This window comes from Paenibacillus sp. FSL H8-0260 (genome assembly GCF_045040625.1).
Taxonomy (GTDB): Bacteria; Bacillota; Bacilli; order Paenibacillales; family Paenibacillaceae; genus Paenibacillus_AQ; species Paenibacillus_AQ odorifer.
The window spans coordinates 3,908,585-3,930,139 of the sequence record NZ_CP150298.1 but is presented as its reverse complement, the minus strand read 5'-3'; the positions used below and the strand labels follow the sequence as shown (position 1 = coordinate 3,930,139).

General features: G+C 39.4%; 34 protein-coding genes and 3 pseudogenes. 27 read left to right on the top strand and 10 right to left on the bottom strand.

Going from position 1 to position 21,555, the window contains the following annotated elements; translation table 11 throughout:
* Window positions 1-33 precede the first annotated feature (33 nt).
* On the top strand, window positions 34-711 hold the full coding sequence (locus MHI51_RS17530; protein WP_076220385.1) for a hypothetical protein: 678 nt from the start codon (window positions 34-36) through the stop codon (window positions 709-711).
* Window positions 712-897: 186 nt separating this feature from the next.
* On the opposite strand, the pseudogene MHI51_RS17525 reads toward MHI51_RS17530, so the two are convergent.
* Both MHI51_RS17525 and MHI51_RS17520 read right to left on the bottom strand, forming a co-directional pair.
* Window positions 898-1,761 (bottom strand): annotated as a pseudogene (locus tag MHI51_RS17525) (ATP-dependent DNA ligase).
* A gap of 68 nt (window positions 1,762-1,829) precedes the next feature.
* Window positions 1,830-2,822, bottom strand: a complete 993-nt coding sequence (locus tag MHI51_RS17520) for a kelch repeat-containing protein (RefSeq protein WP_076220384.1) — start codon at window positions 2,820-2,822, stop codon at window positions 1,830-1,832.
* Here MHI51_RS17520 and MHI51_RS17515 point away from each other — a divergent pair.
* From MHI51_RS17515 to MHI51_RS17500, 4 genes are all read left to right on the top strand, one after another.
* The gene (locus MHI51_RS17515) at window positions 2,821-3,006 is read left to right on the top strand and encodes a dUTP diphosphatase (protein ID WP_076220383.1); all 186 of its coding nucleotides are present in this window, start codon (window positions 2,821-2,823) and stop codon (window positions 3,004-3,006) included. The two genes, MHI51_RS17520 and MHI51_RS17515, sit on opposite strands and share 2 nt — an antisense overlap.
* 263 nt (window positions 3,007-3,269) lie before the next feature.
* A complete protein-coding gene (locus MHI51_RS17510; protein ID WP_076220382.1) occupies window positions 3,270-3,716 on the top strand; it encodes a hypothetical protein in 447 nt (148 codons plus the stop codon).
* Complete coding sequence (locus tag MHI51_RS17505) at window positions 3,713-3,997, top strand: hypothetical protein (protein WP_076220381.1); 285 nt, start codon at window positions 3,713-3,715, stop codon at window positions 3,995-3,997. The genes MHI51_RS17510 and MHI51_RS17505 overlap by 4 nt, the downstream gene beginning before the upstream one ends.
* A complete protein-coding gene (locus tag MHI51_RS17500; RefSeq protein WP_076220380.1) occupies window positions 3,994-4,302 on the top strand; it encodes a hypothetical protein in 309 nt (102 codons plus the stop codon). Before MHI51_RS17505 ends, MHI51_RS17500 begins: the two co-directional genes overlap by 4 nt.
* A 143-nt stretch (window positions 4,303-4,445) precedes the next feature.
* Here MHI51_RS17500 and MHI51_RS17495 read toward each other — a convergent pair whose 3' ends face one another.
* A complete protein-coding gene (locus tag MHI51_RS17495; protein ID WP_405173126.1) occupies window positions 4,446-4,940 on the bottom strand; it encodes a GNAT family N-acetyltransferase in 495 nt (164 codons plus the stop codon).
* Between the two features lie 167 nt (window positions 4,941-5,107).
* Here MHI51_RS17495 and MHI51_RS17490 point away from each other — a divergent pair, with 167 nt between their 5' ends.
* The 17 genes and pseudogenes from MHI51_RS17490 to MHI51_RS17410 all read left to right on the top strand — a co-directional run bounded on the left by MHI51_RS17490 (window position 5,108) and on the right by MHI51_RS17410 (window position 11,901).
* Complete coding sequence (locus tag MHI51_RS17490) at window positions 5,108-5,260, top strand: hypothetical protein (protein ID WP_256719021.1); 153 nt, start codon at window positions 5,108-5,110, stop codon at window positions 5,258-5,260.
* Window positions 5,257-5,451 (top strand): hypothetical protein, encoded by a 195-nt coding sequence (locus MHI51_RS17485; RefSeq protein WP_256719020.1) that lies wholly within the window; start codon window positions 5,257-5,259, stop codon window positions 5,449-5,451. The genes MHI51_RS17490 and MHI51_RS17485 overlap by 4 nt, the downstream gene beginning before the upstream one ends.
* A gap of 193 nt (window positions 5,452-5,644) precedes the next feature.
* Window positions 5,645-5,983 (top strand): hypothetical protein, encoded by a 339-nt coding sequence (locus MHI51_RS17480; protein ID WP_339243733.1) that lies wholly within the window; start codon window positions 5,645-5,647, stop codon window positions 5,981-5,983.
* Window positions 5,984-5,986: 3 nt separating this feature from the next.
* Window positions 5,987-6,277, top strand: coding sequence for a hypothetical protein (locus MHI51_RS17475; protein ID WP_076218006.1), 291 nt, complete (start codon window positions 5,987-5,989; stop codon window positions 6,275-6,277).
* Window positions 6,274-6,480 (top strand): hypothetical protein, encoded by a 207-nt coding sequence (locus MHI51_RS17470; protein WP_076218005.1) that lies wholly within the window; start codon window positions 6,274-6,276, stop codon window positions 6,478-6,480. Before MHI51_RS17475 ends, MHI51_RS17470 begins: the two co-directional genes overlap by 4 nt.
* On the top strand, window positions 6,477-6,923 hold the full coding sequence (locus MHI51_RS17465) for a BC1872 family protein (protein ID WP_076218004.1): 447 nt from the start codon (window positions 6,477-6,479) through the stop codon (window positions 6,921-6,923). The genes MHI51_RS17470 and MHI51_RS17465 overlap by 4 nt, the downstream gene beginning before the upstream one ends.
* Before the next feature lie 14 nt (window positions 6,924-6,937).
* Window positions 6,938-7,078 carry a hypothetical protein gene (locus MHI51_RS17460; protein WP_179087019.1) on the top strand — a complete coding sequence of 47 codons (141 nt, stop codon included), beginning with the start codon at window positions 6,938-6,940 and terminating at the stop codon, window positions 7,076-7,078.
* 42 nt (window positions 7,079-7,120) lie between these two features.
* Window positions 7,121-7,504: pseudogene (locus MHI51_RS17455) on the top strand (YopX family protein).
* A gap of 15 nt (window positions 7,505-7,519) precedes the next feature.
* Window positions 7,520-7,732 carry a hypothetical protein gene (locus MHI51_RS17450; RefSeq protein ID WP_081398147.1) on the top strand — a complete coding sequence of 71 codons (213 nt, stop codon included), beginning with the start codon at window positions 7,520-7,522 and terminating at the stop codon, window positions 7,730-7,732.
* Window positions 7,733-8,144: 412 nt separating this feature from the next.
* Complete coding sequence (locus tag MHI51_RS17445; RefSeq protein WP_076218003.1) at window positions 8,145-8,366, top strand: hypothetical protein; 222 nt, start codon at window positions 8,145-8,147, stop codon at window positions 8,364-8,366.
* Between the two features lie 57 nt (window positions 8,367-8,423).
* Window positions 8,424-8,984, top strand: a complete 561-nt coding sequence (locus MHI51_RS17440) for a sigma factor-like helix-turn-helix DNA-binding protein (RefSeq protein ID WP_256719023.1) — start codon at window positions 8,424-8,426, stop codon at window positions 8,982-8,984.
* 226 nt (window positions 8,985-9,210) lie between these two features.
* Entirely contained in the window at window positions 9,211-9,396 is a 186-nt protein-coding gene (locus MHI51_RS17435; protein WP_076218001.1) for a DUF3797 domain-containing protein, read from the top strand.
* Between the two features lie 727 nt (window positions 9,397-10,123).
* Window positions 10,124-10,372, top strand: coding sequence for a hypothetical protein (locus MHI51_RS17430; protein WP_076218000.1), 249 nt, complete (start codon window positions 10,124-10,126; stop codon window positions 10,370-10,372).
* A 162-nt stretch (window positions 10,373-10,534) separates the two neighbouring features.
* The gene (locus tag MHI51_RS17425; protein WP_076217999.1) at window positions 10,535-10,834 is read left to right on the top strand and encodes a hypothetical protein; all 300 of its coding nucleotides are present in this window, start codon (window positions 10,535-10,537) and stop codon (window positions 10,832-10,834) included.
* A 114-nt stretch (window positions 10,835-10,948) separates the two neighbouring features.
* Window positions 10,949-10,999: pseudogene (locus MHI51_RS17420) on the top strand (hypothetical protein); the annotation flags it as partial.
* Window positions 11,000-11,122: 123 nt separating this feature from the next.
* On the top strand, window positions 11,123-11,257 hold the full coding sequence (locus MHI51_RS17415) for a hypothetical protein (RefSeq protein ID WP_256719019.1): 135 nt from the start codon (window positions 11,123-11,125) through the stop codon (window positions 11,255-11,257).
* 41 nt (window positions 11,258-11,298) lie between these two features.
* Window positions 11,299-11,901, top strand: coding sequence for a PBSX family phage terminase large subunit (locus MHI51_RS17410; RefSeq protein WP_076217998.1), 603 nt, complete (start codon window positions 11,299-11,301; stop codon window positions 11,899-11,901).
* 413 nt (window positions 11,902-12,314) lie between these two features.
* Here MHI51_RS17410 and MHI51_RS17405 read toward each other — a convergent pair whose 3' ends face one another.
* From MHI51_RS17405 to MHI51_RS17385, 5 genes are all read right to left on the bottom strand, one after another.
* Window positions 12,315-12,647 (bottom strand): hypothetical protein, encoded by a 333-nt coding sequence (locus MHI51_RS17405; protein ID WP_076217997.1) that lies wholly within the window; start codon window positions 12,645-12,647, stop codon window positions 12,315-12,317.
* 420 nt (window positions 12,648-13,067) lie between these two features.
* On the bottom strand, window positions 13,068-13,415 hold the full coding sequence (locus MHI51_RS17400) for a hypothetical protein (protein WP_076217996.1): 348 nt from the start codon (window positions 13,413-13,415) through the stop codon (window positions 13,068-13,070).
* Window positions 13,416-13,587: 172 nt separating this feature from the next.
* Window positions 13,588-13,986, bottom strand: a complete 399-nt coding sequence (locus MHI51_RS17395; protein ID WP_081387530.1) for a hypothetical protein — start codon at window positions 13,984-13,986, stop codon at window positions 13,588-13,590.
* Between the two features lie 68 nt (window positions 13,987-14,054).
* Window positions 14,055-14,891 (bottom strand): discoidin domain-containing protein, encoded by an 837-nt coding sequence (locus tag MHI51_RS17390; RefSeq protein WP_076217995.1) that lies wholly within the window; start codon window positions 14,889-14,891, stop codon window positions 14,055-14,057.
* Window positions 14,892-15,568: 677 nt separating this feature from the next.
* On the bottom strand, window positions 15,569-15,763 hold the full coding sequence (locus MHI51_RS17385; RefSeq protein ID WP_076217994.1) for a tyrosine-type recombinase/integrase: 195 nt from the start codon (window positions 15,761-15,763) through the stop codon (window positions 15,569-15,571).
* A gap of 364 nt (window positions 15,764-16,127) precedes the next feature.
* Between MHI51_RS17385 and MHI51_RS17380 the strand changes: the two genes are divergently transcribed.
* The 5 genes from MHI51_RS17380 to MHI51_RS17360 all read left to right on the top strand — a co-directional run bounded on the left by MHI51_RS17380 (window position 16,128) and on the right by MHI51_RS17360 (window position 20,262).
* Window positions 16,128-16,628, top strand: coding sequence for a hypothetical protein (locus MHI51_RS17380; protein ID WP_076217993.1), 501 nt, complete (start codon window positions 16,128-16,130; stop codon window positions 16,626-16,628).
* A gap of 298 nt (window positions 16,629-16,926) precedes the next feature.
* A complete protein-coding gene (locus MHI51_RS17375) occupies window positions 16,927-17,616 on the top strand; it encodes a hypothetical protein (RefSeq protein ID WP_076217992.1) in 690 nt (229 codons plus the stop codon).
* Between the two features lie 424 nt (window positions 17,617-18,040).
* A complete protein-coding gene (locus MHI51_RS17370; protein WP_076217990.1) occupies window positions 18,041-18,244 on the top strand; it encodes a DUF5316 domain-containing protein in 204 nt (67 codons plus the stop codon).
* A 420-nt stretch (window positions 18,245-18,664) separates the two neighbouring features.
* Entirely contained in the window at window positions 18,665-19,447 is a 783-nt protein-coding gene (locus tag MHI51_RS17365) for an MBL fold metallo-hydrolase (RefSeq protein WP_076217988.1), read from the top strand.
* A gap of 38 nt (window positions 19,448-19,485) precedes the next feature.
* Window positions 19,486-20,262 (top strand): methyltransferase domain-containing protein, encoded by a 777-nt coding sequence (locus MHI51_RS17360; RefSeq protein ID WP_076277055.1) that lies wholly within the window; start codon window positions 19,486-19,488, stop codon window positions 20,260-20,262.
* On the opposite strand, the gene MHI51_RS17355 is transcribed toward MHI51_RS17360, so the two are convergent.
* Together MHI51_RS17355 and MHI51_RS17350 are read right to left on the bottom strand one after the other, a co-directional pair.
* The gene (locus tag MHI51_RS17355; protein ID WP_076277054.1) at window positions 20,263-20,841 is read right to left on the bottom strand and encodes a hypothetical protein; all 579 of its coding nucleotides are present in this window, start codon (window positions 20,839-20,841) and stop codon (window positions 20,263-20,265) included.
* A 222-nt stretch (window positions 20,842-21,063) separates the two neighbouring features.
* Entirely contained in the window at window positions 21,064-21,444 is a 381-nt protein-coding gene (locus MHI51_RS17350) for a hypothetical protein (RefSeq protein ID WP_139329870.1), read from the bottom strand.
* Between the last annotated feature and the right edge of the window lie 111 nt (window positions 21,445-21,555).

The window sequence follows — 21,555 nt, the reverse complement described above, 5'->3', positions numbered from 1 at the left end:
GTATAAATATTCCAAAAAAGGAGGATTTATATTATGAAGAAGCGTTTATCTATTCTATTATCTAGTGCATTAACTCTCGGTATGCTATTGTCCGTACCACTTCCGACCTTTGCCCAAAGTACTTCGAGTGAAGTTCAATCAGTTCCAAGTCTAGAAGGAGTAATCGATCTCAACAACATTGACGATCTTGGCGATGAAGTGAAAGTCAGAGATATTAGTTATGAAGAAGCTGTTACTGAGGTTGCAAGAATGAGAGGTGTTTCAAAATCGGAAATTGAAAGGACTCATCCGGACAAATCAGCTCAAAATTCAGCGAAAAATGCTTCTACATATGCTGACACATGGATTAAAGAAATTAAACTTCCACAAAGCGTAGGTACTTTGTATAAGCCAGAATTAGTAATATTGGTTTGGTATTATAACTCAGGTTCCTTTAGTCAATTTAATGAGTTGTTTGATGTACAATTCGATCTCGGTTCGCATAAAGCTTTAGGACCTGATAAGTCGTTCATAGGGACTGCTAGTGCAAAAATAGCTACTGCCCAAAGTATATACTGGGTAATCAATGGACATTTCTATGATTTAGGAACGACTATTGTGTCAGGCGGAGTAGAAGTTGGGGGCAAATTATGGACCGGAGTATTCACTATGTCGTATTCCACAAATCATTTTAAGTATTGGTATGAAAAAGACTTTTACAATATTCAATAATCTTAATCTGGTCAAGTCCTATTAAACAATGAGTAGTTTTCGAATTCAGTTCGCGATGAATTGATACTTCCGATTGGTTAGGATCAATAAAAGAATAGTATTGAACTAACAGTTCGGTCGAACTGATCTGTGAAGTCTGAAAGCTAAACACCCCACTGACCTTAATTGGTCGGTGGGGTGTTTTGTCTATACTATAAACTTCGTAAACACTGGACTTCTAAGCATACCTGACTTGGTCCAGTTCCTCATTCTTACCTTCGCTCTTAAGCGCGCCTCCAGATGTACAAACTCCTTATCCTCGCCTTTTACAAGCTGTTGGGCAACGCCTCTGAATACTTGCTTATGGATCGGTGACGCGCCGAGCTCTATAATCCCAGCTGGACGTAATTTACCAGATGAACCGAACGGTACAGCAGCTAGCCAACCAAATTCCTGTTTGCGATATCCGGTTATAAAAACATCTGCATAGGTCCAGTTGATAACCTTTTGCCACACGTGAGAGCGGCGACCAGTCTCGTATACGCTGTTTTTACGCTTACCTACTATGCCTTCCATACCCCGAGTTTCGATCTGCTCAAACAATGCCTCTCCAGCACCTTCCACGTGCGGCACTACTCCAAAGCTATTAGATGGTAGAGTTAATCCCGCTAGTATTTCCTAACGGCTCATCAAGGGCAACCCGAGCAGATCCTTGCCTTTGTACATCAAGATGTCGAAGATTGCATAATATGCTGGGAGCGTCCCAGTGAGTTGTAATATCTTATCTGCTCGCCTCGTCTGAAATCGGCTCATAACAGATTCGAAATCTGATACACCAGTCTCTGGATCAACGCAGGCGACCTCGCCGTCCAAAATAACATCGTCCATAAAGAGTAGGTGTAATTCAGGATACTGCCGAGTGCAATCATTATCATGCCGTGTATATAACCGGATCTTCCCGGACTCTTGAGAATAAATAAGTCGATGGCCATCTATCTTCGGTTCAAATATACAATCGCTGTGACTAAATGGTCCAGCAGCAGTTTGTAACAACATAGGCGATATAAACATATAAAACCTCCTTCATGCAATTATAGCTCGTGACTACAAAGGATAAAGGAGGTAAGTGATGGGAAAAGCTATTTTGTTAAGGTATATTCACTGACTTCAAACGATAGGATCTTGTCATGCACAACGTATTCGGTTCGTTTAGTGAACGGGCCTTTGTTGTTACCATGCTTATCAATTCCGTAACGAGCTGATCCGGAAGCTGAGTCATACCAGTTTAAAAATGCTTGAACCTCTGACATTGACAAGTCGTATTCTTTCTCAAGGTCGGTATTCATTATTATTGTCAGAATTGCACGATCGCCTGACTGCTGCCCTGGAGTTGGTGAAGGTGTAACTGTTGGGGGTGGCTCCGATGTCGCCGTTGGCGTTGAAGTCGGTTCGGGTACAATCGAAAGCTTCTCCACTGTTTTTGTACTACCTCCAAAAACATATATAGAGTCGTTTAATACTACACTTCCAAATCCCCAACGTCCCGTATTAAGACTTGCACTTGTTTCCCATGTATCATTTGTTGGATTATATATTTCAACTGTATCGAGTGCAGGGTTTGAATATCCACCAATTACATTTATTTTATCCTGATAATTTATGGCTGAAACAGTATCTCTACTGGTTGGGGCGCTGCGTTTACTTGACCATGTGTCAGTCGCTGGATCGTACACTTGCACTTTATTATATGTATTGCTTGAGTAGCCTCCATCAAATAAATATATTTTCCCATTGTTCGTAACCGCCCCTGCTGCATGCACTGGTGTAGGAATGCCGGTTTTAGTTGACCACGTATTCGTTATAGTATTATACTCTTCAACTGTTCCTAAACCTTCAGATGTTTTATTTAATCCCCCAAAATAATAAATCTTACCATTTAGATTAGCTGAAGCTCCGACTCCTCTTTGAATAGAAGCATTACTTCCGACAGTCCAGGAGTCAGAAGCAGGATCATAAATTTCAACTTTATTTGAGTAATCAGAATCCAAATTCACAGGATTTCCAAGCGTCCCACCAATTACATATATCTTACCATTTACAACTTCTATAGCAAAGAAAGATGCGGTGGGCATGCTTTTTTTGTTATACCAGGTTTTGGAGAATTTCGATATGCATCGAAAACATTTTTTCAAAGGGGCACTATATGCTTTCTACGCTTTGGGGGAGCAAAGATTAGGATTTACCTTCGAGCAGATTGCAGAAGCCTATACAGCCAAGAACAAAGTAAACCATGATCGTCAATCCAATGGATATTAGGAATGAGATCGGCTGAAGAAACACTTGAACTGCTCCTGCAAGGTATGGATAAGCGGCGGCAGTATCTACGTCGGAAGCTCCGTAGGATTGACAAGCATGGTACTAAGCCGCGGCGCGGTGGAGGAAACGAACTAATAGGCTCAAATACTCCGGGCGCGCCGGCATGCTATCCGAGCACGCGACAATCCTTTGTATGCTTGAGGACATACGCCACAGCCGCCAACACCCCGACAATCTATATAACGAGGAGGATGACACGGACGATGACTAAGCCTATGATACCAGAACGGATAGAAGAGAAGAAACAAATAGCAGTGACAGTATCACGGATGCCGGAGGAGAAAATTAACGATTTATACGACAAAATATGCGAACTAGCGCATGCAGAAGACGGAGAACAGCTTGAAGATATTCTGAGTGAATTCAATCTTATGAATGTCGGATACGATGCTGCATGGGATGAGGTAGAGCGGCTGCTGGCTGCTCTAGAAGAGTCACAACAAAGCGCAAAAAATTGGGAAGAAAGCTATCTATCACTCCACGAAAAATTCAGGGAGAAGCGCACAGAGCTTGCAGAGGCACAGCAGACCATAGCCCGGCAACAAGAGGCAATGGATAGAGCGTCTGACATGATGAATCATAAGCACCCAGCTTACAGATTGTTACAAGACGCACTGCTACCAGCAGAGGAAGGGAGCGACAAGGCATGAGTAACATGGGATTTGGAATATGGTGCGAATGTGATACTCGATCCTGCTATGTAGCACCAAAATTAAGATATACCAAAGAAGAGTTTGAGAAAGAAATCGCGATTGAGGTTGACGGATGTTACGAACTGGGAGAAACAAAGGAGCTATACGCAAGATGGTATCCAGTAGCACCTGAAGGGATTGATAGAGAAGGTGGTACTTATGCTTTCTGTGAGCCAAATAGAGGATCGTTTCCAGTGTGGGTTGCTGACGTTAAGCCACTTAGGGAGGGTAAGTCATGACACAAGTAAAGGATAAGACAGTAATTGAATTTGACGGAAACGCATATATACGCGAAGAATTTTCAGAAGGGTCAGCAAGGTGTTTTCTTATTACTGACTATTGCACCGACCCTGCTGCCAGCTTAGAGGTACAGACAAAGGCTATAGAGGTAGATGCACAAGGATATCTGTACAACTTAGCGACCGTTGTTAACGGGTACGAGGCGGCAGATATATGGGAAGATGATGAAATCATATCTATGTTAAAAGCCGCTCCCCGAGAGAGGGTAGAAGCGGCATATATCACGCTAAGTAGTTTGAAATAGACGCATACTGCGTAACAAGAAGTGGACTCATAAAAAGACGGCGCATTATTTACGCCGCTTACGTTTATGTGAAAATACTAGTGATAGTATTACAAAATATAGCTATCAATAATCTTACTCATTTGTAATTAATTCGACATTGATTAGACTCTCAAATGTAGTATATGTTGAGGACCTTTTGGACCTTCATAAAATTCGTTTTCGTCAATAAAACCAGATTTTAAGTAAAGGTTCAAAGCAGGCTTGTTTCTCTTATTTACACCTAAGACAATTTCGTCAGTTTGAGGAATATTATTTTTTACAAAGTCAGGTAATAGTTTAAGAGCGATCTTTGCTAATCCCTTTCCTTGATTACCTGAATCAATAGAGAAGGATGTAAGCAAACGAGCATTAGAATTATTACTATATTTTAAAAGCTTATCGCCATCTTCTAAAGCAAAATAACCCACGGGAACACTATTTTCAAGAATCAAGACATGTTTTGTTCTATTGTAAATATTAGGATTGTTAATTTTGTCCAAAGGCATACTGGTAAATTGGAGTTGCTCTTTAGGTAAGTGGAAGTTGGATAATTGTTCATCATAAGTATTAGTGTACATTTCTAATACAACTAACGATTTTAAGGTGTCAGACAGCATTATATTATACCCCCGGAATATTTAATGATTTAAGTATAGTTTATTAAACCATTATAAGAAACATAGAACATATATTAGTTTTATTGAAGAGAAATAGTGATGCACAGTACGAAGATACAGGGACAGAGAGGGTTAATAGCCCTCCTCTCCCAAAGGAGGTTATAAACGTGAACTCCATATCAGATTTACTCGGAAAAACAGTAGTTGATATAACACAGGTTCTGAATGACGAACTGATCTTCAAGACTAACTGTGGCAGAGCATACAAAATGTATCACTACCAGGATTGTTGTGAATGCGTTGAGATTGAAGAGACTTGATTAATTCGCCAATCCTTATGGCAGAGGAAGTATCGCAAGACGACGATAATGCCAGCGAAAGTGGAACGTGGACGTTCTACAAACTTGCCACACTTCAGGGATATGTGACGATTAGATGGTACGGACAATCCAACGGATACTATTCGGAAAGCGTTGATCTCAAAGAAATGGCATTGCGGGAGGAAGCCTAATGACACAAAGGGACTGGCAAAAGGATATGGAGAGAATCAAGATTTTCGAACATGCAAAAACACTGTGTAACAACCCGTTTCCACCATCATTGAATATGAACTAACAGAGGTAGCTTTAGGGTACTGGCTCCAAGAAGCCAAAGAGCGCGGAGAACGGGAAAAAGAGATTAAACGGGCAATCGGTAGATGTTTGGTGGCAGGTAATTCACTTGGCAGCATTATCATGAATTACAATTTGCCAGAAGGTCATGAAGAATGGTCATTCCAAGAAGCAAACTCATATTTCTTCAGTAAATTCTACAATGATCGTCCATCTGCTTACGAGAGTTACGAAACGTGGCTTGCTTGGAAGGCGATCATGGGTGTATCAGAAATTATGTCCACCCTTTACCCAGATACCCCAGCACCCAAGGAGGGAATAGATTGGCTTAATGAAGAGTCTTGTGCCCGCTGTGGAAGAAATAAGCCCGTTGAAGGATATGAATGGTGTTCAGAGTGCAGACCGGATTTGGAAGCCAAGGAGGGCGAATAGATCATGAACGCATATTTCACAAATCAACTATTGGATGAACTTAGTAAGGAATACCGCACAATGTCCAGAGATGGCGAAGGTAACAGCATTGAACAAGAGTACAACAGCACGGCAGTACGGGGAGACATTACAAAGCTTGTGTCTGACGTGAAACTGGCACGTAAACAGTTAGATGACTCTGAAATTATCCTTGCTACCATTGTCAATAATTATCACCATGTGCTACCGTATGACCTTACTCAGGCTGCGTTGAAGATTGCTAGGGGGCATGTTGAGGAAGGAGATAACCAATGACTACAGTAAAGATCATTTTCCACACTCCACCTGCACCGATTATTCCATGGTGGTACCACGAACATATTGGTGAAACCTTTGAAGTCGATGAAGATATCAAACATCCCAGTCTATTCCTAATACCGAAAAATGATTACTATCCATACGGACGGCACATACAGAAAGATGATTGCCAAGTAATTAAGGAAGTTGGTGCCCAATGACACTCACAAGGGAAGAGATACTGGCGAAGGAGCCGGGAGAAGAATTGGATGCTCTTATTGCTGAACATATCTTCGGTTGGCGAAGCATAAAAGGGCCGAAATTCGATTATGACGGCCCTTGCGAGTCGAATGATGTAATTGTTCCGCCAACCATCACCAGCGCAGAAGAGGCATTCAGGTACATGCAACCAAAGGGAGAAATACCGTTCGCCTACTTTGTAAATCGGGGTTGGTCTACGGACATATCCTCAGCATGGGAAGTAGTAGAGAATATCATTAGCAGAAATATGGATGTGAAGATCTACTGCGAGTCAATGAAAATGAATAAGCTGTTCGACTGTGTGATACATGAGGGTGATGTTGATAAGGTGGTCGTTTCGATGCAATCAACAGCACCAGAAGCCATTTGTAAAGCAGCCCTCTTGGCTGTACTGAACTTATAAGGGGGCTGAGACACATGAAACAAAAAGTGAAGAAGTGCCGAAAGTGCAAGACTGAGATGAAATACCAATGGTCTGATGGAGACGATTGCGGCGGTGTTGAGGAATGGATGGAATGTCCGGAGTGTGGATCTACAGCAAAAGTTCCGAAAAAGTGACATTTAGGGGGCTGAGACCCCAATCAAAGGAGACGATACACGATGGGCAGAGAGATTAAGTTCCGGGCGTGGGACGGTTTGACATTCTATTCACCATGGTTAGACGCGAAAGGTAACGTTTACCGTTCAAAAACTGATTTGATTGATGAAGACAACGCGCTTAATGATACGGTACAGCAATTCACCGGAGTGAAAGATAAGAACGATAAGGAGATTTATGAAGGAGACATTTTCGTTGATACAGCTGAGAACATTCACCTTGTCACTTTTGACGAACATTCTTTTTACTTTTAAAAGGTTTACGATAGCTGGTTAAAACGAAATGTCCTTGAAAGAAAAGAACGAACTTGGCTCAGTAAAACATTTACAAAAGGGTTTGAGTTGATCGGCAACATCTACGAGAATCCAGAACTAATAGAGGTATAAGGGGGAGAAGAGGATATGAGCACTGATATTGAATTCTTGAAGGAACTGCAGGCTGAACTGAATAACCAAGCTAACGACTGCCAAGCAGCCCCAGGCTTCTGGACAGTAGGCGATTACAGATGGGTGGAATGCTCATCCGATAATGCAGAACGATTTTCTGTGTATCTACCAAATGACGGCGAATCACATGAAATCAATTATTTTCTGGTTGAAGTCGTGGATAAATAAGAACTATCTGAGGAGGCGCTGGAAGCGTTTGAGGAAATCAGTTGTGAGGATAGTGCATTTGAATGGATACAGGATCATTATGACGAAGGAGCAAGCCTTCATTCGGAAAAGAAAGAACATTTCGTCCGAGAAAACACCATGTTCCTGACCAAAGCAGAAGCCAAGTAGCATATTGAAGCGAATCATTACCATTACACTAAAGAAGCTCATACATGGGCAATGACAGCATGGAGAGCAACAAAGGTAGAACGTCTTCTTAAAGTGCTGAGTGAATTTGATTTTGGGAGTTTGCGCGCAGCGCCATCGAGTCAGACTGAATAATCCCAGTGAAACGAGGGCCGGATAATGGTTTATGGCTTATCTGCACCCCATAAAGAGAGGAACAAGATACTCTAAAAGTGAGGTAAGTAGAATGAGATACAAGGACACTCAAAAAGCATTAGCAGAAGGTCAAAGACAGTTCATCTTTACTGCAAGCCCTGGAGAGCCTGTTAATTTACTGGCGTGGGGTCCGAGCTGGGTTAGATTCAAAGATCCGTATAACACATATCCTATCAGTACGAATATGAAGATGTTCTCAATGTTGGTGGAAGGTATTTATACAGAAAAAAGCCCTGAAGCATCAGGGCAATAGCAGCTTTATCCTCACCATATTATAGCATAAAGGGGAGGGGCATTAATTGTGGATGAGATGTTAATTAGTTATCGGAAAACTAGGACGATTCTAAGAAATTGCAAAGCCCCAATAGTTGAAATTAAAAGGGAGCTTGAGAAACTTATTGAAGCAAAAAGAGAAGCTAAAGAAGACTATGAGGAAGCAGAAAAGGAACTCGCTGCAATAGAAAGTCATATATCCGTGTTGAATAGCATGTTATCAGATGTGCAGTTAGCTATTGATTGGCTGAGATTAGGACATAATCCAGGACCACGGCGTGGCATACATCGGTTATCAATCGATCAACTAACAATTCCAGTAGATCCACTGCGAATGCAATCTTATGCCCAACCAGCAGCGTGTGGAAGCCCTACGACTTTAACGGATTCAGAACGATTTCAAATAGATGATGCTTTATCCACTTTATCCAAGAGAGAAAAAGAGTGCTATGTTTTAAAACACGGGATGTGTTTTTCTCTTAAACAAATTGCTGAGGAACTATCAATATCTAAGAGCACAGTTCAAGAATATGTAGGAAATGCAGAAAGGAAAGTAAAAGATTCAACGGAAAACAGCCTGTTTCTCATTAGCAGTTAAAAAAGCTAATTTCCCCATCCGGCTGCCACATATATATAGGAGGAACCTATTAACGGTTTGACTCTTATAATGAATGACGTGTAAAACCCACGCCAACCGTTGAGCTCACGGTTAATTGAGCTCAACCACATAAAACATTAAACGGTATGCCGACAATGTCCTACGGGCGTTAGAGCGGCATACTTTTTTAATATTCCCAAGCGGTTGGAAATTGGAGGTGAAATCTATGAATTTCACAGAGGCGATTAGGCTTTCAAAGAAGTATGCTGAGTGCCCAAAGTGTGGGAATGGAAATATTGGAGCAGGTGAAGGAACAATCAATATTGACGAAAACTCATTTGAACGCACCTGTAAGTGTGGCTGGAGCAAAACGATAAAGGTTAATCCAAATTCACAGCGCTTTACATTTTAGTTGTAAGGTTTTTGCCTAAATCATGCTGATTTGTAAAGTGATAATCCTGTATATGGTAGTGTGGTTGTTAAATATCCGGTAATAAGGCGAAATGGTTGTATTGCTGATGGCAGGAAAAAATTTCCTTAGTCGAGAATCGCTGAAAGCGGGAAATTTATTTTTTTTATTGTAAATCAGAAACAGATCACAAATATTAATAATAAAGGATTTATACTAAAATTTGCTATATATCTAAAATATGATAGCATTATACAGATAATAAAATACATTTTAGGAAGTAACAACGAAGAAAAGTGAAATTTCGAGAATTGTTGTCATGACTCTAATGTTTTTATCACTGATTATTTCGGTTGTTCCAAGCGGTGCTTCAGCGGCAGATTGGCCAATGGGTTATGAGGAGGCAAAAGCGAATGGTACGCCTTCACCTTACGGACATTCGGTCCAATCAATAGGGACATCTTTACCGGTAAGGAGTCAAAGTGCATACAGTAGTATGGACTTAGTAGTAAGTGGCGACTTGATTCAAAGAAGATATTTCGATTCTGAAGGAAAAGTTTAAATGGATATTTATTATACTAATCATGGGAATCCGGTGTTACATCCGGTAGTTCCACATAGACATAACTGGACCTTCCCTAATGGAGTATTCGGAAATCCAGTACGAGGACCTTGGTATTAAATAGAATTTATTGTATAATCAATAGATTTTAAGATTGGGGGTGGTTTAATGGATTATGGTATAACTGATTTAGAAAGCGATCTTTCTATTGGCAGGGAAATCGAATTTACTTTTGAGAATGAAAGATATTCAATAAGTAGGGTTAGTACTGGATTTTCTTTTACAAAATACAATGAACCATCTACTATGCAAAATTATACCGACCACACTGAGCTTTTAGGTAATGCAAAGATCGGGAATGAGTTATTAACTGATATTTTTAAGGAAAGGAGAATTAAAATTGAAGTAATATTTTGAACTCGGGGAGTCGCTGAAAAGCGACTCTTTTTGTATTGTAAATAACCCATAATCTAAACCCCAAAAGCTGCAGGGGTGACGGCGAAGTAAGGTACATGGGTATTGAATAGCAGGTGAATTTTCCTTGTGCGTCGATTTATGACGATGAGGGGGGTGATCATTTTGAATTGGGCAGAAAATATACAAAAAGCAATAAAAGCACACGAAATACTGGCTCAAGAAATTGAATTAGCGTTAAACGAAAGCATATCTGAATTAGAAGGTTTAGGCTTGGCTGCTCGTTATGAATATCTTACTCTGCATCCGCTTGAATGGAAGGTCTCTATTAACAATAAAGAAGTTATAATGACTAAAAAGAACGTTCTGGATTACAAGGAACAGCATGAAGCAGGTAGATTTGTTAATTATGATGGAGACACAAAACAAGCAGTTCAAAAATTCTTAGAGAATAGATTTGCATAGGCACCTTCGGGTGCTTTTTTCATGCCTTAAATACGGGGGGGATAATATAATGCCAAGAGCACGTGATCCAAACCGGGACCGCTCACTAGAGATATGGCGTGAACACGGTGGGAAATAACAAACAGGCAGATAGCCGAGCAACTGGACATTGACGAAAAGAAGGTAGTCGTCTGGAAGCAGCGTGATAAATGGAGTGTTGTACAACAATCATCAAATAACGTTGTACAACAGCCAAAGAAAAGTGTTGTACAACAAAAGAAACCGAAATCCAACAAACAGGAAAAAATAGTGGCTCGAGGCGATCCACCAGAAGTAGAAGCTGATCTAACTGACAAGCAAAGAATGTTTGTACTTAAATATATGGATGAAGAGACTAAGCTCCGCGTGAAGAAGATGCAGCTTGAAGTTGCGGGCCATCAGTAAAGAAGTCCAATCTGAGGTTGTATTCATAAAGGATGATCTTCATGAGTAAAGTTATTAGCTTACAGGAGAGCGTCGGCAAGGGATACGCAAAGTTTTGGCATTTTAAAGGGCGTTACCGGGTAGTCAAAGGCGGTAGGGGTTCGAAAAAGAGCACTACAGCCGCTTTATCTATTATTGCAAAGATGATGGAATATCCTTTAGCGAATACTTTAGTTCTGCGTAAGACGTTCAATACTCATAAAGACTCTACCTGGGCACAGCTTAAATGGGCAGCTAATAGGCTAGGAGTGGGTAACAAGTGGCAATTTAAGAAAGTGCCACTAGAAGCTATATATAAGCCAACAGGTCAAAAGATATTGTTCCGAGGTCTAGATGATCCGATGTCAATCATCTCTATTACGGTGGACACCGGATATTTGTGTTGGGCATGGTTTGAAGAAGCCTATCAGATCCTTAATGAGGATGATTTCGATAAGCTGGATATGTCAATTCGTGTTCTGCTGCCGGAAGGATACTATAAGCAGCTAACGATTACTTTTAACCCATGGAATGAAAAACATTGGTTGAAACATCGCTTCTTTGATACCGAGAACCCAGATACATTTGTGGATACTACAACATATCGATGTAATGAGTTCCTGTGAGACGAGGACCGCAAGCTATTTGAGTGGATAAAGAAGCATAAATAAACCAAAGCATCATAGGGTTGAGAGTGACTGAGATTGGGGTATCGCTGAGGGTGCTATATATGAAGACTGGGGGGAAGAAGAGTTTGATTATCGAGTTATTGCCAGGCAGTGATTAATTGAGTGCTACAAAGAAAGTCTTAGAGAGCGATACGGAATTTTTGACAGCAGCTCTATCCCAATCCAAGGTATCCGTATGGTTCGGCTGGAACCTGATCCAATTGGCCATCTTATAGATTATGGTGGGATTGTAGAGGGGGATACACCGGAATCAATAAGATCAGCGGATCTCGTTTATCCATGAAAGGTTCGAGTTTAAAGTGTGCATAAATAAGACCTCCCTATAGTAAAGAGAGGTCTTATTTTGATTATTATTTAACAAGAACTATATAATACATTGTATTTCCATTTCCAAAATCTGCGGCTACAGTGCTTGCCCCCGGAGACAAAGCTGTAATCAATCCGTCTTGCCTTACTTCAATACTACCATCCGTATGGATATACCAAAAGTCATACCCTGTTACCCACATTGTATCCCCGACTTTAAGATTAAGAATAGCCTGATAATATTCTCCCGCAGCAACTACCTCGTTTGCGGAAGGTGATGAATTCGGAACTGTAGAAGTACTGGATGCAAAAGAGGTCGACCCTAACGAAAAACAGGTAGCAACAGTTAATAGACCAGCTAAAATTTTCTTTTTCATAATCCAACCCTCTTTCCTAATTTTGGAACACAAACCAATTATGTAGTATAAATGTATAAAAGTAAACATATATAGTAGATTAATAGACTATTGAATATTAATTTAGGATATATAACAATTAAATGGTTTGTTTTTCGTGGAATTGTCTTATTGTGTGACATAAAGCTTGTTTAAATAATGTTCTAAATAAAGTTAATTTAACAGTTCAGAAACACCTAAACCCTGCGGAGTGGATGGGTATTTTATTGTTTAGGGAGTTGATTAATTGAGTGCTGCATAGGATTATTCAACAGATTCTATTAAGCTCGCTGGAGCTCATTTTGATCGGGGGTGGTTTGAATTCAGAACATACCTAGAATAACCCGCCGGGCTTATGCCTGCGGGTTATTTTATTGAGTTTTATTAATAAAAGATATTTTTTTAATAACTTACATGGAACCTAAAAAGAAATACAACGGCATTGCCCATCTCTGCGCTTACAACGGTAATACCAGGTTCAACCGGAGTAACTACGAAGCGATCTGTTCCTACAATAGTAGAGCCATCATTATAAATTACATTCCAAGTTATACCCGAATATTCAGAACCAAAATCTCCTACTTTTAAGTAAATGTCTTTCTCATAATAAACATAAGGTGTCACTTCAGAAGTTACCGATGGTGAAGAGTTAGTAGGCGTTGGAATTGTGGCATCAGCAGCAAATGAAGTAGATCCTAAAGCAAAACAAGCAGAAATAGTTAAGAGGCCAGCTAAGATTTTCTTTTTCATGATTCAACCATCCTTCCTATATTTGGGATACAATCCAATTATGATGTACTTATATCCAAAAGTAAACATAAAATGTATAATTATATATTATTAAATATTAAAATGGGATAATAGATAGAGAAAGGGTTATTAAATTCATTTAATACATACTATCTTCTAGTAGTACATGAATTTAGGAAATGTCTATCATTAGGTGCAGTCCACGTAGATCCTTACCTTTGTACATTAAGATATCAAAGATGGCATAATACACTGGGAGAGTCCCTGTGAGTTGAGTTATTTTATCAGTTCGTCTCGCTTGAAAGCGACTCATAACAGCTTCGAAATCTGATACTCCAGTTGTAGGGTCAACACAGGCTACTTCTCCATCCAAAACAACATCTTCAGCAAATGGGAGATGTAATTCAGGATACTGCCGAGTGCAATCATTATTGTGCCGTGTATATAGCCGGATTTTTCCGGACTCTTGAGAATAAATAAGACGATGCCCATCTATCTTTGGTTCATATATAAAATCGCTATGACTGAATGGTCCAGCAGTAGTTTGTAATAACATAGGTGATATAAACATAAAAAACCTCCTTCATCCAATTATAGCTTCTGGCTACTAAGGCTGGAGGAGGGAAGTGATAGGAAAAGCTATTTTGTTAAGGTATATTCACTAACTTCAAATGTAAGTATCTTATCGTGTACAACATATTCAGTACGTTTGCTAAAAGGGCCTTTGTTGTTCTCGTGCTTATCTATTCCATACTTAGCAGATCCCGAAGCACCGTCGTACCAATTTAGGAATGTAGTAACTTCTGACATTGGTAGATCAAACTCTTTTTCTAACCCAGTGGTTAGAGTTACTGTCAAAATTGCTCTGTCACTTGTTGGAACTTCCGGAGTAGCAGATGGAGTTGGTACAGGTGTGATAGTTGGTTCTGGAGCAGGAGTGTAGTTCATTTTTATTTCACCAATAGTAACAAAATAAGAGTATCCATTATTTTCTGATATATTTAATCTGTATTTTTTATACTCTTTTTCATTATTAAACGCGAATACTTTGTTCACTGATGTAGTCCAACCAGTAATATTGTTTTGAGTATCAAGAACAACCCAGTTTTCCCCATTCCATCCTTCGAAAGTCCAATTTTTAGGTGATTCTTTTGCTACATTCTCGTTTTTGCCACGACCTGTTAGAGAGTAAGAGTTAACAATTTGTGGACTTTCAAATTCATAAGCTATCCATCCATATGGCACACCTTCTTTAGAAGCCCACCCATAGTCGTTGTTGTTATTGTTAAATGCGTTGAATGCTTGATGGTCAATCCCCCATTCGCTACTTGCACTTACCACTCCAGATGGAGAAGTATTAGATGTCATTACCGGAATTAAACTTGATACTGTTGTGGTATTTGCTTTAGTAATAGAAACAAAACTAAATAGCAGAAGTAAGGATAAAATGATAGGTACGTAAATTTTCTTTTTCATATGTATCTCCTTTAGTATGTTTATAGGAATCAAAGATACATAATGCAACAAGAACCGTCTAAACAATATTTTTTAAATATGTAATAAAAAGAGTGTTATATTTATTAATTCATAATAATTACATTTGGTGATAGGATTTCTATTGATTTAAGAAGATATGTTTGATTATAATGCGAACAAAGGTTCTTGTTTTTTAGGGGGTATCAACATGCAAATAAAGAGTGGTTAAACTGTTGAAATTGTTTACTTAGATAAAGTTGGCAAGATTACTCAGCGTAAAATTAAAATTAAAGGTATGAAGGACGGCAAGATTTGCGCAACTTGCTTAAACACTGGTGTCCCAAGAGTATTTCTAGCGGAAAGTATATTAGCTTGGCAGGCAAGTGATAAAGGAGCAATTGCATGAAACCATTAACGGATAAAAGAAAAAGAAGTCCTTGAAGCGTTGATTAAGATGATCAAAGTCAATCACTATCCACCTACTTTGCGGAGGAGTCGACGAAGACAATGAAACCAAACAGCGTAAGAAACTTGAAGGTAATGCATGACGCTTTACTAGAATCTTAAAACCCTTAACGTCTTTGGCGTTGAGGTTTTTTTTGTGTGTAGGCGTGGGAGTAGTAAGGAATCTCTGTAATGACGGTGCCCACAAAATGCCCACAAAAAATTAGTGGATGCTAATCGAGGATAGATCTTATGTGAGCTTTGTACTTTTCTATACTGCTTACTTCAATCTTCTTGGAAATGTGAGAATAGACATCAGATGTAATTGTAATACTGCCATGTCCGATTCGCTCCTGAACATACTTCATATCATTGTCTGCTTCTAGTAGGAGCACTGCATGAGTGTGTCTTAGTGAGTGAATCGGCATAGGTGGGAGACCGATCCGTTTCTAAATTCGGGAAAATGGATTGAATAAAGAAGAATTAATACACGATAGAATATCCAATAAATAAAGCGCCGAATACTTTCGTTTCAGGAACATCACAAAATGACAGGGTGATGTGGGCAACTGATAAATAACTTTGGATATAAAATCCTGCACAATTATGTATATCTAGATGTCGAATAACAGAAATAGACGTTTTTCATTTTATATTTACACTAAAGGACAGTATTTGCGATATTCTATTAAATAATTTGGAAACTTATGAACTATATGTATATTTTCTAAAGAATGATAATATTAAAATGTAATCGGCCGATTAACTATCTTATCGAAGGATGGAAGCATAGTGAAAATAAAAAAATATCTATCTGTACTTCTTGTTGCAGCAGTAGTTTTGATTCCATCGGCCTCCGCATTTGCTGACGAGAATAGTTCAACGTCCCAAATCACTCCTTATGTTGTTGGAGTTGGCGATAGTAGAGCGAATGCAATAACAATAACACCTAATGAATATGGCGGCCAAATTTTTGATCTGTTCATCCAAAGTGCTACCGATCAAGATTGGTTTAAATGGACAAATACATCAGCAAATTTCAAAAGAATTGTAGTTAATGTGGGAGGGTATAGTGGTAATGGTCCCACAAGAGCAGGTGTGATAGTTAGTTATAACGGCGTCAGTGAACTGGGACCTATATATACTGCTAAAGCGGGAACTTGGGAGACTCAGTCTTTTAGTAATATTATACTTCCACCTGGAGCAAGCATTTATGTTGTTGTAGACAATCCAAACTTTACTTCTATGTCGCAGTATCGTTTGAACTTTTCTCATTACGATTACAGTATTTAATTTTAGCAAAGAAGCATCTCAATAATAGATTGAGGTGCTTCTTTTTTTGATACTAATAATTATATAGACACGCCCATTGAGGCTTTTTTTATTTTGCTCTCTGAACTTAAAATAATAGGTGCCCGAACCGTCCTAGAACAATTTGAATTTCGAGCACAACTCCATAGCTGTAAATAAGAACGAGTCGATTGTTTGAAATTTTTCAATCCGTAGCAATAAAATTGAGAAAAGGTTTGAAGAATAAGAGGACACGTCACTCATGTGGGTAATAACTAATATAGTAATAAGGAGGTGCGTAATGAAAAAAATAATATTAACTACAGTTACTAGTATTCTTCTGTCTTCCTCAATTCTCGGTGCATGTAGTAACAATAAAACAACAGACGAGGCAAAACCTACAGCGTCAAGTGCAGCAACAATGCCAGTTGTTGAAGCTACAAGCACTCCTGAACCTTCTGCTACTCCTTCTATGGAGGCGCAGGAGTCCGCCAGTCCGGAGGCCACTGATCCTCTAACATCCGATCGGCCAAAGACCAAAGCATTTGGTGAACAGGAGGGAGGGGTCTCAGGGCAAGAAGGTACACTTGGGAAAGGTGATGGATATTCCCTGTATGTTTTTCAGGGTTTCACACTAGACTCACAGTCTGGTCGTTTATCATTAACTGAGGATCCAACCTATTATGCCGAAATTAAACACTTACCTGCCGATTACGATCTTACAGCTTTGAAGCAGCAGGGACAAACCGAGCTTTCTGCAATTGGCAAAGCAAACGACCATAGCGGGGAACTAATTGAACATCCTCTAGGTTTTGCTGAACTATATCTGCAGGCAACTGGTGATAAAGGGATAGAAGATTATATGGTCTGGAAGAATCAGGCGGGGGAAGCTTTTCTTTTTCGGATACACAATCCTAAGGGGGATTCGTCGAATAAGTTTGCACCTTGGGTGATGGTTTCACTTGCAACACTTGAACTTGAAGGGAATTAAGTGTAAACAGAACCGAAGGGGTTGTATGGAGTAGAAGAAGTGTGCCATAACCATAATCAAAAAAATGGTTGTTGGCACACTTCTTCTTTTTTGGTACCTTACTTCATTCGAACGCCAATTTCCGTTTGCTGAGGTTGCAAATTTCGCGTATGAGCCCGCTATAGGACCCAGTAGACCTTATATGAAGCTTTACCCTACATTTGGGATAATAAAGGACTCCATAGTCGCCATTGGCATTGAAAACACTCAATATGAGCCTCATCCTTAGGAATAACGTCACTGGAGTCCGAAACCATGCTCCAAAGGCTGAAAATTAGCAAATAGCGTCATCTGGGTCCGAAAGTCATGGCACGTAGTAGAGGGATTTAATGTTAAAATATCTTATATATAGATAACTAATTCTTTCCTGGGAAGGAGTAAGTTCATGCAAATTTTTATTTACATAGGATTGGGCTTTTTTATAATTGCAGGTATATGTGTTGGAGCCTTCACGACAGGTACACAACAAAGAGGTAACTTTTATTCGGAATCCAAGCGAGACCGTAAAGCTAAAAACAAAGTAGCTAATTGGTCCGCTTTAGGTGGTCTTATTTCATTAGCTATAGCTGGGATTCTTTATTTGTTGTAATTGAACGAACAGCATAAGGAGAAGCAGTGTTGCAGATGGTGAAGATTTTTAATGAAAATACGGTCTCATTTACTCAAAAACAGTCTCCGATCCCAGAGTTTGCTTGGCATACGAGTGAAAGATTAGCTGAAATGGTGGGTTCCAAGCATTTGGTTTTTGATATCAGATCTTTAGGTTACTGAAGGGGATGTAATATTTTTTGAAATGGGACCGGAAGGGGCGCACCAGCTTTATAATCATTCCGATGCACCATGCAGGTATCTGGATCTCCGAACGAACCAGGGAATAGATATTTGCGAATATCCAGACTCAGGCAAAATCAACATTTTGCCCTATCAAGAAATCTATCAAGCAGATGAACAGGCGGATTATTGTAAGGGAGAAGAGCATGTAAGGGAAAAATGGAATGGGGGAGCGTAATTGATTAAAGATCGTTGGTTTACAGTAACGGAAATTGATCCGACCACCTATGCAATCAGTGAATATGGACATTGGGAAAAGGTGCATTCTTTTTTACTCTTGGGGCAAAAACAAGCCGCGTTAATTGATACGGGATTAGGTATTGATAATATTAAAAGAATAACGGATCAGTTAACGGATTTACCTATCGCTGTCATAACTACGCATGTGCATGCAGATCATATTGGCAGTCATGGACAAATCGAGACAATCTATGTACATAAAGAGGATGCGGATTGGCTGATTAACGGAATAAAAGGCTTGTCCCTTGCCCAGATTCGTAAAGATATGAGCCGGGACATCAGCCTTCCTGTTCCTGAAACCTTTGATCCTAATACCTACATACCTTTTCAAGGGAAACCAACAGCTTTTTTACAAGAAGGGGATGTGCTCGACATAGGCGGGCGCAAAATAGAAATATACCACACACCAGGTCATTCGCCAGGTCATATCAGCCTTTTTGATCATGCCAACGGATATCTGTTTACAGGTGATTTATTGTATGACGTTACGCCAATCTATGCCTTTTACCCTTCGACTAGTCCGGTTGATTTAGTGGCATCCTTAGAAAAGATTACGGAAATTCCAGGAGTTACCCAAGTATTCGGTTCTCATAATACACTGGGTTTAGATCCATCTATTTTACAAGAGGTCAAAAAGGCGGTTCGTGAGTTACGTGAGCAAAAGGTAGTAGCACATGGTACGGGCATTCACCAGTTTGATGGGTTTAGTGTGCAATTTTAGATTTTTCTATGTCGAAAACAAATGAGAGGTATGGCGATATGGTGTCTACATCAAAGGCTTTTACTAAATCAATAGATTCCTATTTAAACTACATTAAAATGCCTTGGGGGAGATTGTTTTATCATTCCGCTTGGCAGCAAATTGACAATCACTGCAGCTCTGATGAGGCAAAATCTATTTTAGATATCGGCTGTGGTTTTGGGATAACCAGTCGTGAATTCGCAAAAAAAGGTTATACAGTTACAGGGATAGATCCGACTCCAGAGATGATAGTCATTGCGCAAGAGTCTGCATGTAAAGACGGTCTTAACATAGCCTTTAGATCGGCAACGCTACAAGATGCAGATGTATTAGCGGACGGATATGACTGGATTTTTTGCCATAATGTGCTTGAATATCTCGATGATCCAAAACAATTGTTAATGGACATTAGTAAAAAACAAAATGAAAACGGAATGCTTTCTCTTATAACTCATAATCCAGTGGCAAAAGTGATGAAAAAAGCCGTTATGAATAAAGATCCTATGGGGGCTATAGACAGTATTGGAAACACGCAGGAATATAGCGGCATTATTCAAACAGACATTACCATCTATACAAAAGATCAATTAGTGGAATGGCTCGCGGAGTGTGGTTATGAGATTAGAAGTATATACGGAATACATAATATCTACGGATATATCGTGGATAATGAAATAAAAATGGATGAGCAATGGCATGTAGAAATGGTGGAGCTAGAGCTTAAGTTAAGCAGTTTATCTCCATACAAGGACGTTGCTATTTTCACACATCTTATTGCGCAAAAAGCAACTTAATTATTCAGAGACGATTGACCTGAACAGTGCATGCAATTGCTGTACTTGGGAGAAAGCTTCCTTGTACTGGTTGTCGGATTGTCGAATAGGCAATAAACCCGGCAAGAAGGAGATACAATACACAGGCGTTTCTTTGCTGTTCATATATATTTTAAGCGTAAGCTCTTCAATCACATTAGCTTCTTCATCGGTGTCCTTAAGGATGTTAATATCTGCACTTGTTGCAGTAGTTTTGCTGTTTTGATGTCTTTTGGATACTTTTGAAAGGGTGAGTGCGTTAACCACAATCTCGGATCCCATTACATTATCAAAAGAGTATAGCTTTGCTACTGCTTTTTTGTTACTCTTCGGATTTTTGGTACCGATTGCCAATTTTTTATTAGGCTCGTTAAGTGCGATCAAGTGAGATTGATTGGGGGGAATGAATGTTTTGGTGAAGCTGATGTTAAAAGATGAGGTCGCATTAACTAGCTTAGAAATTTCAGATGAAGCAGATAGCGTTTTCAATTTTATAATGGCGGCACTTAGAATTAAAACAACTCCTAAAATAGCAAATAAGTACATCAGGATAATCAGCATATAATCACACCTCCTAGTTATCTCATTAGACTCAAATTGTTGCTTATTGAAAGATATGCCTGAATGATCTCCACTAGTATCTTTTAAAAGGCAAATTCGTGGAATTATAGGATCGACTTCACGATTAACCCAAAAAAAGCACCCAGAGAAACCTTCCGATTCTGCAAATGATGCAAAATTGGGGGTTGCTGCAAGGGTGCTTTTTAAGGTGATTATGTAAACCTATAGAAAATTGAAGGCAGTGATATGATCGGTATAAACAATCAGCTGTTTGTATTCGATCGGAGTCCCATAACTAGCATAAGGTCTTACAGTAACGTCATTGAGGACAACAAAGTTATAGCTGAAATTTTTATCAGGGTGTTCTGCTCCCAAATAAGATATGTATTCGTCTACAATTACATCATCCATCAAAGATTTTAAATCAAATACATCCTCTTTGTTGGAGACGGTTGGAGAGACGATTCCCTGAATGCTGCCAAAAGAGGTGAGCAAATTCACTTTTTTTCCACTAGCTTGTTCATCATTTAAAAGTAAACCGGACAGCTTACCCAGTGCATCGACTTTAAAATCGACGAGGGTTCTAATTTTTGAATTATTCAAACTAAACACATCCTTTTCAATTTGCAATCCTGTTAACAATATTCGACATATAATCACCAAACTCCTAGTATGCTAATGAAAAAATACTTACTTATGTAATGACCCCCATTT